Origin of the sequence: uncultured Tateyamaria sp., from assembly GCF_947503705.1 — a bacterium.
GTDB lineage: Bacteria > Pseudomonadota > Alphaproteobacteria > Rhodobacterales > Rhodobacteraceae > Tateyamaria.
Window position 1 is genome coordinate 102,272 of the sequence record NZ_CANNES010000008.1, and the last position, 15,569, is coordinate 117,840.

General features: G+C 61.6%; 18 protein-coding genes and 1 tRNA gene. 11 read left to right on the forward strand and 8 right to left on the reverse strand.

What is annotated here, in order from left to right; genetic code table 11:
• Positions 1-52: 52 nt before the first annotated feature.
• Entirely contained in the window at positions 53-640 is a 588-nt protein-coding gene (locus Q1A44_RS16720) for a hypothetical protein (RefSeq protein WP_299627552.1), read from the forward strand.
• Positions 641-679: 39 nt separating this feature from the next.
• On the opposite strand, the gene Q1A44_RS16725 is transcribed toward Q1A44_RS16720, so the two are convergent.
• The 7 genes from Q1A44_RS16725 to Q1A44_RS16755 all read right to left on the reverse strand — a co-directional run bounded on the left by Q1A44_RS16725 (position 680) and on the right by Q1A44_RS16755 (position 7,145).
• Positions 680-1,351 carry a DUF2306 domain-containing protein gene (locus Q1A44_RS16725; protein ID WP_299627554.1) on the reverse strand — a complete coding sequence of 224 codons (672 nt, stop codon included), beginning with the start codon at positions 1,349-1,351 and terminating at the stop codon, positions 680-682.
• Position 1,352: 1 nt separating this feature from the next.
• On the reverse strand, positions 1,353-2,657 hold the full coding sequence (locus tag Q1A44_RS16730; RefSeq protein WP_299627556.1) for a branched-chain amino acid ABC transporter permease: 1,305 nt from the start codon (positions 2,655-2,657) through the stop codon (positions 1,353-1,355).
• Positions 2,654-3,664 carry a branched-chain amino acid ABC transporter permease gene (locus tag Q1A44_RS16735; protein WP_299627558.1) on the reverse strand — a complete coding sequence of 337 codons (1,011 nt, stop codon included), beginning with the start codon at positions 3,662-3,664 and terminating at the stop codon, positions 2,654-2,656. The genes Q1A44_RS16730 and Q1A44_RS16735 overlap by 4 nt, the downstream gene beginning before the upstream one ends.
• Positions 3,664-4,008 (reverse strand): hypothetical protein, encoded by a 345-nt coding sequence (locus tag Q1A44_RS16740; protein WP_299627560.1) that lies wholly within the window; start codon positions 4,006-4,008, stop codon positions 3,664-3,666. Before Q1A44_RS16740 ends, Q1A44_RS16735 begins: the two co-directional genes overlap by 1 nt.
• Before the next feature lie 15 nt (positions 4,009-4,023).
• The gene (locus tag Q1A44_RS16745; protein ID WP_299627562.1) at positions 4,024-4,845 is read right to left on the reverse strand and encodes an ABC transporter ATP-binding protein; all 822 of its coding nucleotides are present in this window, start codon (positions 4,843-4,845) and stop codon (positions 4,024-4,026) included.
• Between the two features lie 217 nt (positions 4,846-5,062).
• Positions 5,063-5,845, reverse strand: coding sequence for an ABC transporter ATP-binding protein (locus Q1A44_RS16750; RefSeq protein WP_299627564.1), 783 nt, complete (start codon positions 5,843-5,845; stop codon positions 5,063-5,065).
• Between the two features lie 100 nt (positions 5,846-5,945).
• The gene (locus tag Q1A44_RS16755) at positions 5,946-7,145 is read right to left on the reverse strand and encodes an ABC transporter substrate-binding protein (RefSeq protein ID WP_299627566.1); all 1,200 of its coding nucleotides are present in this window, start codon (positions 7,143-7,145) and stop codon (positions 5,946-5,948) included.
• 224 nt (positions 7,146-7,369) lie between these two features.
• On the opposite strand from Q1A44_RS16755, the gene Q1A44_RS16760 reads away from it, so the two are divergent.
• Complete coding sequence (locus tag Q1A44_RS16760; RefSeq protein ID WP_299627755.1) at positions 7,370-8,410, forward strand: PQQ-dependent sugar dehydrogenase; 1,041 nt, start codon at positions 7,370-7,372, stop codon at positions 8,408-8,410.
• 48 nt (positions 8,411-8,458) lie between these two features.
• Here Q1A44_RS16760 and Q1A44_RS16765 read toward each other — a convergent pair.
• A tRNA-Ser gene (locus Q1A44_RS16765) sits at positions 8,459-8,548 on the reverse strand.
• A gap of 158 nt (positions 8,549-8,706) precedes the next feature.
• Between Q1A44_RS16765 and Q1A44_RS16770 the strand changes: the two genes are divergently transcribed.
• From Q1A44_RS16770 to proB, 9 genes are all read left to right on the forward strand, one after another.
• Complete coding sequence (locus tag Q1A44_RS16770) at positions 8,707-9,534, forward strand: DUF2059 domain-containing protein (RefSeq protein ID WP_299627568.1); 828 nt, start codon at positions 8,707-8,709, stop codon at positions 9,532-9,534.
• Positions 9,534-10,310 (forward strand): hypothetical protein, encoded by a 777-nt coding sequence (locus Q1A44_RS16775; RefSeq protein ID WP_299627570.1) that lies wholly within the window; start codon positions 9,534-9,536, stop codon positions 10,308-10,310. Before Q1A44_RS16770 ends, Q1A44_RS16775 begins: the two co-directional genes overlap by 1 nt.
• 188 nt (positions 10,311-10,498) lie before the next feature.
• Positions 10,499-11,209, forward strand: coding sequence for a 50S ribosomal protein L21 (locus Q1A44_RS16780; protein WP_299627572.1), 711 nt, complete (start codon positions 10,499-10,501; stop codon positions 11,207-11,209).
• Between the two features lie 12 nt (positions 11,210-11,221).
• Positions 11,222-11,491 carry a 50S ribosomal protein L27 gene (gene rpmA / locus Q1A44_RS16785; RefSeq protein WP_025046312.1) on the forward strand — a complete coding sequence of 90 codons (270 nt, stop codon included), beginning with the start codon at positions 11,222-11,224 and terminating at the stop codon, positions 11,489-11,491.
• A gap of 83 nt (positions 11,492-11,574) precedes the next feature.
• A complete protein-coding gene (locus Q1A44_RS16790; RefSeq protein ID WP_299627574.1) occupies positions 11,575-12,126 on the forward strand; it encodes a GNAT family protein in 552 nt (183 codons plus the stop codon).
• Positions 12,123-12,725 (forward strand): LysE family translocator, encoded by a 603-nt coding sequence (locus Q1A44_RS16795; protein ID WP_299627576.1) that lies wholly within the window; start codon positions 12,123-12,125, stop codon positions 12,723-12,725. The genes Q1A44_RS16790 and Q1A44_RS16795 overlap by 4 nt, the downstream gene beginning before the upstream one ends.
• A 2-nt stretch (positions 12,726-12,727) precedes the next feature.
• Positions 12,728-13,276, forward strand: a complete 549-nt coding sequence (locus tag Q1A44_RS16800) for a GNAT family N-acetyltransferase (protein ID WP_299627578.1) — start codon at positions 12,728-12,730, stop codon at positions 13,274-13,276.
• A gap of 99 nt (positions 13,277-13,375) precedes the next feature.
• Positions 13,376-14,410: a GTPase ObgE gene (gene obgE, locus Q1A44_RS16805; protein WP_299627580.1), complete on the forward strand. Its 1,035-nt coding sequence runs from the start codon at positions 13,376-13,378 to the stop codon at positions 14,408-14,410.
• Positions 14,398-15,525 (forward strand): glutamate 5-kinase, encoded by a 1,128-nt coding sequence (gene proB / locus Q1A44_RS16810; protein WP_299627582.1) that lies wholly within the window; start codon positions 14,398-14,400, stop codon positions 15,523-15,525. The genes obgE and proB overlap by 13 nt, the downstream gene beginning before the upstream one ends.
• The last annotated feature ends 44 nt before the right edge of the window (positions 15,526-15,569 follow it).

Below are 15,569 nucleotides of genomic sequence, written 5' to 3' on the forward strand. Positions count from 1 at the left end.
ACTCTGTGAAGTGTTGATGAGAGGCATGCGATTATTGAGTGCGGCTGGCGGGATGAAGAAGCTTGCCCTGTGGCTGAAAGACCATCCTGTCATGATCTTGGTCGGGCTAATTGCAACTGTGCTTGGGCTCGCTGTTTCCATCGTAAAACTCTACGACTTTGCCTTTGATGAGGCACCGTCCGCGCAATCGGCAGCGGAAGTATCTGTTCCAGCGTTCACGGACATGATCTCATTCCTAGAATACATCTACGAAAAGCATGACGCCTTGCAAAGCGCGACCAACTCGGAAATTTTTCGCTTCGACCTTGCATTGGATAAGTGGAGCGACGCGGGGTCGCGCGATCCAGATACAGGTGATTATGACGGACGCCATCATTTCTACCGGTATTCGTTGCCAGACACATCTGACAGCCCCTATTCGCAAGAGTGGGCAAAAATCAGTGCTTGTGTGATTGAATGTGACGTTTTCACGTTCAAAGACGGTGAAACCCCCATTCTGCTGACAGAGTGGGGCTTCGGAGAATTTCGAATTTCGGGCTTTTTCTATTTGGAGAATATCAGTCGGATGTATCAGGGCACTCGTTTTTATGATTTGCAAATGGTGCCGACCGAAACCGTATTGAGCAACCGTTTGAGATAGATGGGTTTCGGCCTTGCAACCGTGGCCGATGGGCGGCGCTTAATCGCTGGATTTCCTGACAGGCCACCATTCCAACACCAGAAGGTAGGGCAGGTAAAAGGCAAAGACCTGGATCTGGTCAAAGAGCCCGGAGAAATCCGCGCGGCTGCCTAAACGGCACGTGGCCTCGCCCATGGAACAGGTGATCCCGAACCATAGGCCGTAATGCAGCCGGTAAATCCATGATCCCAGCGCCAGCACGATCAAACGCAGGCCCCAGCGCCGGTGTCGGTGATAATCGCGGGCCAGGGCGTTGCGGATCGTCTGGACCGCCGCCAGTGCCATGAGCAGACCGTAAAAGGCAAAGCCCACACTCATCACCGGCCCGCCAATGGTGCCGCGCAGTGCGATGTAGATCAGGCCGCCGAGCGCCGTGAGCAAGGCCAGCGGGGCGAGGATGCGCCCCGATATCCGATGAAGTCGCGGCCAGCGGCGCCGCAGCGGCCCGGCCCATTGCACGACGGCCAGGATCGTGACGACACCGCCCGCCAGCATATGGCCAAAGATGGCGAGGTCGGAGGTGGCGGTGCCTACAAGCCTGCCTTGCGTGGCAGCGTCGCCGCCCAGACTGTAGAGCCCGCGCCATATTGCGTGCCAGGAAAACTCCTGCACCGCCAGCAACAAGAGACCCAGCCCCAACAGCGCCCAGATCGTGCGGCTGCGGGCCTGCACCCTATTTCTCGGGGATCAGCCCCCGTGGGCTGAACCGCAGTACCAGGAGCAGGACAAGGCCCATCGTCAAAAGCCGCATATGGGCCGCCGATTCCAGCAGATGTTCGCGCAGCCAATAGCCTTCGGCCATGCCGCCGGTGATGACCTGCATCAGCCCCAGCCCAATCGGTTCGACCATGACCCAGAGCCACCAGATCAGGAACCCGCCCAGGACCGCACCCAGGTTGTTGCCCGACCCGCCCACGATCACCATGACCCAGACCAGGAAGGTAAAGCGCAGCGGTTGGTAGGTGCCCGGCGTCAGTTGCCCGTCGAGCGTCGTCATCATTGCGCCCGCGATCCCGCAGATGGCGGAACCCAGCACAAAGACCTGCAAGTGCCGCGCGGTGACGTCCTTGCCCATCGCCTCTGCCGCGACTTCGTTGTCGCGAATGGCGCGCATCATACGGCCCCAGGGCGAGTGCAGCGCCCGTTGAACGAGGATGAATAGGCCCACAAGGACGATCGTAAAGAGGCCTGCATAGATCAGCTTGACCCAGATGGTCGAGGCCCAGACCGGGTCCATGCCCCAGCCCGACACACGTTCGACGAAGCCCGGATCGTTTTGCAGGTCGATCTCGTAGGGGGCAGGGCGGGGCAGGCCGACCACGTTCTTGACGCCCCGGGCCAGCCAATCCTCGTTCTTCATCACGGCGATGATAATCTCGGCAATCCCAAGCGTGGCAATCGCGAGGTAGTCGGAGCGCAGGCCGAGGGCTGTTTTGCCGATGATCCAGGCGGCCCCTGCGGCCAACACGCCGCCCACAGGCCATGCAATTAGAACCGGCAGCCCGAGGCCGCCGAGATAGCCGGCATTGGCGGGGTTCACCGCCTCGACCGCCTGCACGCCGCCGTCAAAGACCGCGCGGTATATGAAGAAGCCCGCAATCAGGATCACGATCATGCCGATGGCGCGGGTCCGGCCCTTGGGCAGCGCCCCATAGGCCAGGATTGCGCCCACGATGGTGGCCGCCCCCAGCACCAGCGCCAGCACGACGCGCAGGCCGCCAGCGGCCCATGCCTCGCCTTCGGGCGGCATGGAGATCAGGACCGTGGCCAACCCACCCAGGGCCACGAACCCCATGATCCCGACATTGAAGAGCCCCGCAAACCCCCATTGCAGGTTCACCCCCAACGCCATGACGGCCGAGATCAGCCCGAAATTGAGGATAAACAGCGCCGAGTTCCAGCTTGAGAACACGCCTGTGCCGATGATCAGCAGGGCGATGAAGGCAAAGTACAGCGTATTGCGCGCGGTGTCGGTCATACGGATTTCCCCGCGAAGAGGCCCGTGGGCTTGAACAGGAGGACAATCAGCAGGATCACAAAGCTGACCGCGAATTTGTAGTCGGTTGAGAGAAGCTGCACCAGGCTGGAGGGTTCTAGGGCCTCGGGCAGCAGGTAGCCCGCGACTTTCTTCCAGGCATAGGTGATTGTGACCTCGGAAAAGGCAATGACAAAGCCGCCCGCGATGGCCCCCAGCGGATTGCCCAGCCCCCCCACGATGGCGGCGGCAAAGATGGGCAGGAGCAGTTGGAAATAGACAAAGGGTTTGAAGGATTTGTCGAGGCCATAGAGCACGCCCGCAACCGTGGCCAGCGCCGCCACGATGAGCCAGGTGACCATGACGACCCGTTCGGGGTTGATGCCCGAGAGCAGGGCGAGGTCTTCGTTATCCGAATAGGCCCGCATCGACTTGCCCGTCCGTGTGCGGTTGAGGAAGTAGAATAGCAGCGCGACGACGATGACGGCGGTGATGACGGTCAGGCCTTGGGTGGTCTTGATCGCCAGCCCCTCGCGCAGGCCCGTCAGCGCCTTGAACTCGCGCACCGAGATGATGAACCGTTCGCCGTCGGAAAACCGCTGGTCATTTGGCCCGATGATAAAGCGCACCAGCCCGTTCATGATGAACATGACGCCAAGCGAGACGATGACAAAGATCACCGGTTTGGCCTTTTGCTGGCGGTAGAATTTGTAGACGGTTTTGTCGGTGAACAGGATCAAGGCCGCACAGACCGCAATGCCGAAGGGCAGGGCGAGCAGCGCGGTGGGCAGGGGGCCAGCACTGATCCCGACGCTTTGGAAGCCCCAGGTGATCAGGATGGTGGCCATGGTGCCAAAGGCCATCGTGTCGCCATGGGCGAAGTTGGAAAACCGCAGGATGCCGTAGATGAGCGTGACCCCAAGCGCGCCAAGCGCCAGTTGGGAGCCGTAGGCGATGGCGGGCACGAGGACGAAGTTGGAGAGGGCCACGAGGGCGTTGAGGAAGTCCATTAATCCATCACCCCGCACGCACCCATGTAGTTCACCATCATCGCGCCGCCCGACATGTGGACCGACTGGCGTGCAATCCCATCCCCATCGACAGAGATCAACACGGCTCCAACCTCGCTGCCGAGCCGCATCAGCAGACCGTCGCCAAAATCAAAGGCTTCCCCTGACAGAGTTTCCGCATCGGTTTCTGCCGTGACCGGGTAGGGGGCGGTGTCATAATCCACCCAGATGTCCATGCCATAGGCACTCATGTCGCAGCCTTCGCTTTCGAAACATTCAATGTCAAAGATGCAGTTCAATCCAAGCGCCCAGAGGCTGTTCGGCATGAGGAGAAAGAGGACCATAAGGATTCTCATCACTTAACCCCCCAAAAAGCTCTTGCGCACGTCCGGGTCCGCCAACAATTCCTTGCCCGTCCCCGTATACGCATTGCGTCCCTGCACGAGGACATAGCCTTTGTCCGCGATCTCAAGGGCCTGGCGGGCGTTCTGCTCCACCATCAGGATGGGAATGCCGGTGCGGGCCACCTCGATGATCCGGTCAAAGAGCTCGTCCATAACGATGGGGCTGACCCCTGCCGTCGGCTCGTCCAGCATCAACACCTTCGGCTGGGTCATCAGCGCGCGACCGACGGCAACCTGCTGACGCTGCCCACCCGACAGCTCGCCCGCAGCCTGCAAGCGCTTCTCCTTGAGGATCGGAAACAGGTCATAGACCTGGGCCATCGTATCGCGAAAGTCGTCGCGGCGGATGAAGGCGCCCATCTCAAGGTTCTCTTCGACGGTCATCGAGGTAAAGATATTCGAGGTCTGGGGGACAAAGCCCATGCCCTTGGCGACCCGGTCCTGCGGCGAGAGGTTGGTGATGTCCTCACCATCAAGCCGCACCGACCCCTGACGCACATTCAGCATCCCGAACACGGCCTTCATCGCGGTGGATTTGCCGGCCCCGTTGGGGCCCACGATCACGGCAATCTCGCCGGGGTTCACGGCCACGGTGCAGTCATGCAGGATGTCAGGGCCCGCCCCATAACCGCCGGTCATGGTATCGCCGATCAAAAACGCTTCGGCCGTGTTCATGGCCGCACCAGTGCCGGGTGTCGGCTGCAATGTGCCCGCGCCTTTTGGATTGGTGATCGAGGCATCCTTGTTCCCCCGGCTCTCTTGATAGGGATTGCTCACACCATCATCCCTTGCTTCTTTTCTTCAAAAATACTCCGGGGGTGTGGGGGCTGGCCCCCACGAAAAGCCGTGTGTGGGGGCTGGCCCCCACGAAAAGCGGTGTATGAGGGCTTGCCCCCACGAGACACCATGTATGGGGGCAGGCAACCGCCACGACCCGTACGCGGGCGCGCAGCGCCCGCGTCGGTCGGATTGGCGCAGCCAATTCGAAACAGGATCATGCGCCCACCTTGTCTTTGTTCTTGAGGCCTGTGCCCAGATAAGCCTCGATCACCTGTTCATTGGCCTTGATCTCGGCCAGGGTGCCCTGGGCGAGTACCTTGCCCTCGGCCATGCAGATGACCGGGTCACAGATCTTGCCGATGAAATCCATGTCGTGTTCGATCACCACAAAGGTGTAGTTGCGTTCAACGTTCAGGCGCAGGATCGCGTCGCCGATGGTGTTCAGAAGGGTGCGGTTCACGCCGGCCCCCACCTCGTCCAGAAAGACGATCTTGGCGTCCACCATCATGGTGCGGCCCAGTTCCAGCAGCTTCTTCTGCCCGCCCGACACTTGGCCCGCCTTGTGGTCTGCCAGATGCTCGACGGTCAGGAATTCCAGCACCTCATCCGCCTTGGCGGCCAGTGCGCGTTCTTCGTTCGCGATCCGCTTGCGGCCGAACCAGGTGTTCCACAGCGTCTCACCCGATTGCGCGCCGGGCACCATCATCAGGTTCTCGCGGCAGGTCATCGAGGAAAATTCATGCGCGATCTGGAAGGTGCGCAACAGGCCCTTGTGAAAGAGCGTGTGCGGCGGCAGGCCCGTGATGTCTTCGCCGTCCATGGTCACACGGCCGGAGGTGGGTTGAAGAACGCCTGCGATCACATTGAAAAGTGTGGTTTTTCCAGCACCGTTAGGGCCAATGAGCCCGGTGATCGAGCCTTCGGCAATCTCCAGTGTGGCACCGTCCACGGCATGAAAGCCGCCGAAATGCTTGTGAATGTCGTCAACGACGATCATCTGTCACCCCCGTGTGGTCTTGCGCCGCATTAAAAGCGGTCTTCAAGATGTTGAAACAGCCCGGAAAATGTCCGGGCTGCTCAGCTTCTTTCAGGTCAGCTCAGCGGTACTTGGCTGTTGTGATCTCGCCGCCTTCGATGACGATCTGGCGGTAGTTGCCCGCACTTTCGCCAGGGCCGATCAGCTCGACCGCCGTGGCACCCACATAGTCGATGTCGCCACCGTCCTTGATGATCTGCAGCGCCTTTGCCAATTCGCCGGGGAAGATTTGTTCGCCAGGTGCGTTGGCCACATCCATCACGTGATCTTTGTAGGCGTTGCTGTCCTTGGAGCCTGCGGCCTGCATGGCCAGCATGATCAGGGCCGCCGCGTCATAAGACTCCGGCGTGAACGGCGATGTGGCGTCAAACGCATCACCGACCATTTTGGTGAAGATCGCAGCGCCGTCGCTGTCCGTGCCGGGGTGCTGGCCGGTGGAGCCTTCGATTTCGTCACCGAAGTTTTCCTGCAGCTTGGCGCCGATCATACCGTCGGGGAAGTGGAATGTGTCAAACGCGCCCGTGTCCAGTGCAGCGCGCACGATGCCCGAGCCGCCCTGGTCCACGTAACCCGCAACCACGAGACGGTCGCCACCGGCAGAGGCCAGCGCGCCAACTTCGGCCGAGTAGTCGGCTTTGCCGTCTTCGTGGGCCGCGTTGATCGTCACGGTGCCGCCTGCGGCCTCGAATGCCGCCTGGAACGCGTCGGCCAGACCCTTGCCATAGTCGTTGTTGGTGTAGGTCACGGCAACTTCGTTGATGCCTTCTTCCATCAGCACTTCGGTCATCACGACGCCTTGGCGCGCGTCCGAGGGGGCTGTGCGGAAGAAGAGGCCGTTGTCTTCGTTGTCATTGTGCGACAGGCCGGGCGATGTGGCCGAAGGCGAGATCATCACGACACCGTTGGCCACGGCCACGTTGTTGAGGATCGCGCCGGTCACGCCGGAGCAGTCCGCGCCCATGATACCGTCCACACCATCGGCGGTGATCAGCCGTTCAGCGGCAGCCGTGGCTGCGCCCGCGTCAACGCAGGTGCTGTCGGCGCGCACAGACGACACTTTGGCCCCGTCCAGCAGCAGGCCGCTGTCTGTGACTTCTTTCATCGCCAGTTCCGCGCCATCAGCCATCGAGGGTGTCAGCGATTCAATCGGGCCGGTAAAGCCAAGGATCACGCCGATTTTGACGTCTGTTGCGTGGCCGTCCGCATAAGCCGAGCCCGCCATCAGTGCAGTTGCGGCCGAAGCCATAAGCAGTTTTTTCATGTGTAATCTCCCTGTGGATTTTTATCCTGGCGCGGAGCCTATGCGCGCGGTTTGAAAAAGAAAAGTCGAATAGTCGGGTTTACCCTTGGGAAAGCAGGCCCCGCCCTCGCGCAAATGTGGGTGGAAGCCTGCGCCCCATTGCCTATCTCATGATCCATAGCTGAACGGAGTTGACCATGCGCTTGCCCCTCATTTTGACCCTTTGTGCGCTGCCTGCGGGTGCCATGGCTTTGGACACTGCCGCCGGTGCCGTCACCGTCACCAAAGTGGCCGGTGGCCTTGAGCAGCCCTGGGGCGTGGCCCCGCTGCCCTCGGGAGCCCTTTTGGTGACCGAGCGTGATGGTCGCCTTGTTCTGGTCGAGGACGGGCGCAGCGCGCGTGTTGTTGGCACACCTCGGGTGTCGGCGCGCGGGCAGGGTGGTTTGCTCGACATCACCCTGGCCCGTAATTTTGCAACGACCCGTACGCTGTTCCTGACTTACTCCAAACCCCAGCAGGGTGGCTCCGGCACGGCCATGGCCGCCGCCGAATTGAGCGCGGATGGCCGCCGCCTTGAGAACCTGCGCGACCTCTTTGTCTCTGCCCCCGGCGGCAGTGGCGGTCGCCATTATGGCTCCCGCGTGGTCGAGGCCCTGGACGGCACGCTATACGTGACAATTGGCGATCGGGGAGATCGCCCGTCGGCGCAGGACCGGGCGCTGCACAACGGGTCCATTGTGCGTGTGAACCGAGACGGCACTGTGCCTGCCGACAACCCGTTTGTGGGACAGGACGGCGTGCTGCCCGAGATATGGTCTTATGGTCATCGCAACCCGCAGGGCGCGGGTCTGGATGCCGATGGCACGCTGTGGACGGCCGAGCATGGCGCGCGCGGTGGTGACGAGGTGAACCGAATTGCGAAAGGGGCGAACTATGGTTGGCCGGTGATTTCCTACGGTGTGCACTATTCCGGCGCCCGCATTGGCGAAGGCGTGGCCCAAGACGGGATGGAGCAGCCCGCGATGTACTGGGACCCATCCATCGCGCCCTCGGGCTTGCTGGTTTATCAGGGTGACATGTTTCCCGAATGGCGCGGTGACATGTTCGTGGGCTCGCTGAAGTTCGACTATATTGCGCGTGTCGAGATGTCAGGCGACAGCGCCCGCGAGGTCGAGCAGATCCAGGGGGCGGAGACAGGGCGCGTGCGTGACATCGTCGAGGACAGCGGCGGCAGCATCCTCTTTATCTCGGTCGCGGAGGGCGCGGTGTATAGGATCACCCGCTAGCTACGTGCGCCCGGGCTGGCGGCAACCAGGGTGCGGGAAAAGGGAATATGGCGGAGAGACAGGGATTCGAACCCTGGGTGGGCTTGCACCCACAACGGTTTTCGAGACCGCCCCGTTCGACCACTCCGGCACCTCTCCGCGGGGGTCTGGTAGGGCCGTTTAGTAGCTGATGCGCGCAAGGGCAAGGCACTTTTCGCCCGTTTTTCTCCACACGGGAATTTTGGTGGACCTCGGGGCAAAAACCCATACCTTCGCAGCAGCCCCTTCGGGCGCAGTACCTTATGGAAAGGGTTGTCATGCGCGCTTTGCGTTCCGTCTTTGCCACTGTTGTGTTTTGCCTTGTGTTGCCGGGTCTTGCCGCCGCCGCTGACCGTGACCGATTGGAAGCCTTCCTCGAAGTCACCGGTTTTGACGTGGCCCTTGAAAGCATTCGTCTGTCGGCAAGCTCTGCGCCGCAGATGCTGGGAATGGAGGCGGAAGATTTCGGATCGGAATGGGCGCGCCTGACCGACGAGGTGTTTGACGTGGGCCAGATGCACGACATGGCCCTCGATATCCTCGAAGAGACTTTGAGCGATGATTTGTTGACCCATGCGGTGGAATTCTATGCCTCTGATCTGGGTCGGCGTCTTGTGGTGGCCGAAAATGCGTCGCATCTGAGCGAAGAGGACGAACTAAAAGCGGAAAGCGGCGAGGCCATTGTCGCGGGACTGGAGCGGCTGGACAGCCCCCGGCTTGATTACCTCAAGCGGATGAACGCAGCCTCTGACAGTGCGGGCACGGGCCTGCGGGCGATCCAAGAAATTCAGGTGCGGTTCCTGATGGCCGCTGCCGGGGCCGGGGTGATCGGGCTGGAGATGGACGAGGCGGATTTGCGGGCCTTTCTGGGCCGCAATGAAGAGGCGCTGCGCGCTGATCTTGAGCAGGGGGCGCTGACCGGGGCCGCCTATACCTATCAGTCTTTCTCTGATGCCGATGTTCTGGCCTATGCCGAAGCGTTGGAGCATGAGGACATGCGCCAGGTTTATGATCTGATGAATGCTGTGCAATACGAGATCATGGCCAACCGGTTCGAGGCGTTGGCGCGTGCCATGCAGGGCCTGCAACCCAGTCAGGAGCTGTGATGCGCTTTGTCCTGTCTTTTGTGGCGTTGTGGTTCAGCGCCACTGCCGCGCTGGCCAACGCGGATATTGACCGCCTTGTGGATGCGATGGGCATGCCTGCCTTGGTCCGCGCCTTTTCGGAGGAAGGCATCGCGTCCAGCCCCGAGTTGGATGAGGCGTTCCTGAACGGGCAGGGTGGGGCCGTCTTTGCCGAGACGGTGCGCAAGCTTTACGATCCTGCCCGTCTTGAGGCCGAGTTGCGCACGGGCCTTTATGAGGTGCTGGACGCTGACATGGCGCGCACCGCGCTGCTTTTTGCCGAAAGCGATCTGGGTCAGCGCATCGTCACCCTAGAGGTGCAGGGCCGACAGGCGATGTTGGATGCGGATGTGCAGGATATGGTCAAGGCCGCAGGCGATAATGCGGGGGCGGCTGTGACCGATTTTCTGGCGGCCCGCAATCTGGTTGAGCGCAATACCGAAGCGGCAGTCGTATCGCAGGTCGCCTTTTTCGACGGGCTGGCCGAGACGATCACCCAATCCTTCCCGCCGCCTGACATCGAAGGGCAGCGTGCGATGATCGCCGCCGACACCGAGCGCTGGTTGAAAGGCTATTACGCGCTGGTCCAATCCGCCCTGAATGCCGACGAGATCGAAACCTATACCGCCTTTTGGGCGACAGAGGTGGGCACGACGCTGGATGACGCGGTGTTCGAGGTGTTTGGTCAAAGCTATGAGGCGATTTCATATGGGCTGGGCCAAGCGGTGGGCCGCCTGGTGCCACCCAATGAACTCTAGCCCGCATTGACGCTTGACTTGGGCGGCTGATCTGCACATAAGCCCGCATCTGGCCAGCGCATGCTGGCTTGTTTTGTTTAAACTTACGTCCCCGAGAGGGGCGCGCAGTTCGAGGCGGGGCCTGATCGCAGTCCCCGAAACGCCGGAGGATCCGGGGCCACAGGACGCGGCAAATAAAGGAACGACATATGTTCGCGGTTATGAAAACCGGCGGCAAACAGTACAAAGTTCAATCGGGCGATATGCTCCGCGTTGAAAAACTGGCCGCAAATGCAGGTGACACTGTCCAATTCAACGAAATTCTGATGATCGGTGGCGACGCCCCCGTTGTCGGCTCTCCCGTGGTTGCCGATGCAGGCGTGCAGGCCGAAGTGGTCGAGCAGCTCAAGGGCCCCAAGACCATCAACTTTGTCAAACGCCGCCGGAAGCATTCGTCCAAGCGGACCAAAGGCCACCGTCAGCAACTGACCCTGGTGCGCGTGACCGACATTCTTGCATCTGGTGCCTCCGCCTCTGGCATCATGGCGGCTGAAAACGGTGCGGGCTTTGCCTTTGCCGCTGCGGCCACCGAGGCCGCCAAGCCAAAAGCCAAGAAAGCCAAAGCGCCAAAGGCCGAAGCCGCAGCTGAAACGCCTGCCGCCGAGGAAGCGCCCAAGCCCAAGGCCAAGAAGGCCGCGCCCAAGAAAGCTGAAGCCACTGGTGCTGACGATTTGAAAGAATTGTCCGGTGTTGGCCCCGCGCTTGAGAAGAAATTGCACGAAAACGGTGTGACCACCTTTGCGCAAATCGCAGCATGGACCCCCGAAGACGTTGCTGATATGGACGAGAAACTGTCTTTCAAAGGCCGGATCGAGCGTGAAGGCTGGATCGCTCAGGCCCAGGAAAAGACAAAAGGCTAAGGAGAGAGACGCATGGCACATAAAAAAGCAGGCGGTTCATCCCGTAACGGTCGCGACTCTGCGGGTCGCCGCCTTGGCGTGAAGAAATATGGCGGCGAAGCTGTCATTCCCGGCAACATCATCGTGCGTCAGCGCGGCACCAAGTTTTGGCCTGCCGAAGGCGTTGGCATGGGCAAGGATCACACGATCTTTGCAACTGTCGATGGCTCGGTCACCTTCCACAAGGGCCTCAAAAACCGCACGTTCATTTCGGTTCTCCCGGTTGCGGAGGCAGCCGAGTAAGCCGCCAAACGGGTTTTATGAAAAATTCGGGGGATCGGCGGAAACGCCGGTCCCTTTTTCTTTTCCAAACGCGAGGCCTTGCTATGGCCGACCATCAAAAACCAAGACTTGAAGGGGGCAACATCGTCTTGCGCGATGCCGGTCCTTTGGATGTGCAAGCCCGCTTTGCCCTGGGCAATACGCCTGAAATTCAGGCCATGTTCGGGGCCGACCCCAAAGCGGTGCGCGATATCACGCCCGAGGCGGCGGAGGCGTGGGTGCAGGCCCATAGCGACGACCCCCATGCGTGGATCATCGAGGCGGATGGCAAACTGGTTGGCGGCGTGCGCCTGCATACCCTCAACTATTCCGACAAGCGGGCGCAGATCGCGATTGGCATCGTGGATGCCGATGCGTTGGGCAAGGGCCTGGGCACCCGGGCGATGCGTCTGTTGGCCGCCCATGCCTTTGACACTTTGGGCCTGCACCGACTGGGCTGTCGCGTCTTGGCATTCAACACCCGGGCCATCGCAGCCTATGAAAAGGTGGGCTTTGTCGTTGAGGGCCGCGAGCGCGAGGCGGCGTTGATCGGCGGCGCATGGCATGATGATCTGATCCTTGGTCTGCTGGATCACGACTTGCGGCGGATGCCATGAGTGTTGCCATCGCCTCTTTCGCCGTCTTTGCGGCAAGTCAGGTGGGCACACCGGGGCCTGCGAACATGGCGCTTTTGTCGACGGGGGCCCGTTATGGATTTCGCGCCGCGCTGCCATTTGTGGCCGGCGTTGCCTTGGGCAAACAGCTGGTGATCTGGCCCGTGGGCTTTGGCCTGATGGAGCTGGCAGAGCGGGCACCCTGGGTGTTCGAAGCCCTCAAATATATCTCGGCGGCCTATATCATCTGGCTGGCGTGGAAAGTGGCGAACCTGCGATTGGGTGCGGCTGATCCAGCCTCATCGGCCCCCGGCTTTGCTGCCGGGTTGATCGTGCACCCGCTCAACCCCAAGGCCTGGGCGATGATCGTGGCGGGTTTCACCGGCTTTGTGAGCCCCGGCACCGACCCGTTGACGGCAACCGCGATCATCGCCGCTGTCTTGCTGGCCACGCAGGTTGTTTTGCACCCGCTCTGGACCCTTGCCGGGGACCGGATCGCGCGCACCCTCGCAGGAACGCGCGGCGAACCCTATCTGATGTATACCCTTGCGGCCCTCACCGTTGCATCGGTTCTGTTTGTTTTGTTCGGAGGAGGAACGTGACGATGGAAATGGAGAAAATTGTGACCCAGCCCGTGATCGAGACCGAACGTTTCACTCTGCGCCCTGTGCGCAAGTCCGACATGGGGCTGATCGAGCTTTATGCCAGCGACGAACGCGTCGCCCGCATGACCACGTCGATCCCGCATCCCGTGCCCCCCGGCCTGACCGAGGCGTTTATCACCCGCGCGATGCAGGACGACCGCGAAGAAGACGTGTGGGTCATGGATGGCCTGTGCGCAGGCGGGGCCGAAGTGATGGGTGTCATCTCGCTTGAGCGGATGGACCGGAACCAGTCCGAAGTGGGCTATTGGGTTGGCCCGCCTTACTGGAACACCGGCCTTGCCTCGGATGCCGTCCAGGCACTGGTCGAGGCAAATCCCATGGGCAACGCAAATATGTTTGCCTCGGTTTTTCAGGACAACCCGGCCTCGGCCCGGGTGCTGACCCATTGCGGTTTCGAATATCTGGGCGATGCGGAATCCTTTTCCGTCGCCCGTGACGCATCGGTGCCCACCTGGACCTATAGCCGCAAACTGACACCCGCCCCGTAAACTTCTTTGTTCGGAAGAATCCCGGGGGAGGGCGCATGGCCCGAGGGGCAGACCCGCAAACCCTTTCCCCTCGCGCCGCATATGTACTAGGACGCCACCATGAAGTTTCTTGATCTTGCCAAAGTCTACATCCGTTCCGGTTCGGGCGGGGGTGGCTGTATCTCGTTCCGGCGCGAAAAGTACATCGAATATGGTGGCCCTGATGGGGGCGACGGCGGCAAGGGCGGCTCGGTCTGGGCCGAGACGGTGGATGGGCTCAACACCCTGATCGATTTCCGTTACCAGCAGCATTTTTTCGCCAAGAATGGCATACCGGGCATGGGCCGTCAGCGGACCGGGGCCGATGGCGATGACATCGTATTGCGCGTGCCGGTCGGCACCGAAATTCTCGACGAAGACCAGGAAACCGTGATCGCTGACATGACCGAGGTCGGCCAGCGGGTTGAGCTGGCGCGCGGCGGCAATGGCGGTTGGGGGAACCTGCATTTCAAATCGGCCACCAATCAGGCCCCGCGCCGCTCGAACCCGGGGCAAGAGGGCGTCGAACGCACCCTGTGGCTGCGCCTGAAACTGATTGCTGATGTGGGCCTCTTGGGCCTGCCCAATGCGGGAAAATCGACATTCCTCGCTGCCACCTCGAATGCGCGTCCCAAGATCGCCGATTACCCCTTTACCACGCTGCACCCAAATCTGGGCGTTGTGGGCGTGGACAATACCGAATTTGTCGTCGCTGACATTCCGGGCCTGATCGAAGGGGCGTCGGAAGGTCGCGGACTGGGTGACCTGTTTCTGGGCCATGTGGAGCGCTGTGCCGTTCTGCTGCACCTGATTGACGGCACATCCGATGACGTGGCGCAGGATCACGACACAATTATTGGCGAGCTTGAAGCCTATGGCGGCGATCTGGCGGACAAACCCCGCGTGACGGTCCTGAACAAGGTCGACGCGTTGGACGATGAGGAACGCGCCGAAAAGCGCGCCGCACTTGAGGCGGCGGCTGGCGGCCCCGTGATGCTCATGTCGGGCGTGGCCCGTGAGGGTGTGACCGAGGTGCTGCGCACCTTGCGCGGGCAGATTGACGATGACCGGTTGCGCCACAAACCCGTCCAAGAGGCCGAGCCATGGCATCCCTGACGACCGGCCATCGGTCGCTGAGCGCCGCGCGTCGTCTGGTTGTCAAGATCGGGTCGGCCTTGCTGGTGGACCGGACAACAGGTGCGCTACGCTCGGATTGGCTGGATGGCCTGGCGCAGGATGTGGCCTGGCTCAAGGGGGCGGGGGTGCAGGTGGTGCTGGTCTCGTCCGGTTCGATCGCGCTGGGGCGCGAGGTGCTGCATCTGCCGGCCACCGATCTGGCGTTGGAACAGTCCCAAGCCGCCGCCGCGGTGGGTCAGATCCGTCTTGCCCGCGCCTATGAGGAGGCGATGGCGCCGCATGGCATCACCACGGCGCAAGTGCTCGTGACGCTGGAGGACAGCCGCGACCGCCGCCGCTACCTCAATTCGCGCGCCACGCTTGAGCAGTTGATTACCCTTGGCGCGCTGCCCATCGTGAACGAAAACGACACCGTGGCCACGGACGAGATCCGTTTTGGCGACAATGACCGGCTGGCGGCGCAAATTGCGGCCACGATCGGGGCGGATATGCTGGTGCTGTTGTCCGACGTGGATGGGTTCTATTCGGCCAATCCCGGCGATGATCCGGGTGCCACGCGCTACGACATTATCGAGACGATCACGCCCGAGATCGAGGCACAGGCGGGCGACGCGGGCTCTGGCCTGTCCAAAGGCGGGATGAAGACCAAGTTGATGGCTGCCAAGACCGCTACGGCGGCGGGCTGTGCCATGGCCATCTGTCATGGTGCTGCGCTGCGCCCGCTGAGCGCGTTGCAGGACGGGGCCAACGCCACATGGTTCACCGCGACCCTTGACCCGCAAGCGGCGCGCAAACGCTGGATTGCCGCGATGAAGCCGCGCGGCACGGTCACGCTGGACGCGGGCGCCGTGCGTGCCTTGACCCGGGGCAACAGCCTGTTGCCTGCGGGCATTCATGCGGTCAGCGGCACCTTTGGGCGCGGCGATCCGGTGGCGATCACCGGGCCGGACGGGCATCAACTGGGCCTCGGCCTCAGCCGCTATACCGCCGACGAAGCGCAAAAGATCAAAGGCCATCAGAGCGCCGAGATCGAAGCACTGCTGGGCTATCCGGGCCGGGCCGCCTTGATCCACCGCGATGACATGGCCCTTTAACCCGTCTTTTGGCTGTAAATATCCCCGCCGGAGGCATAGAATCC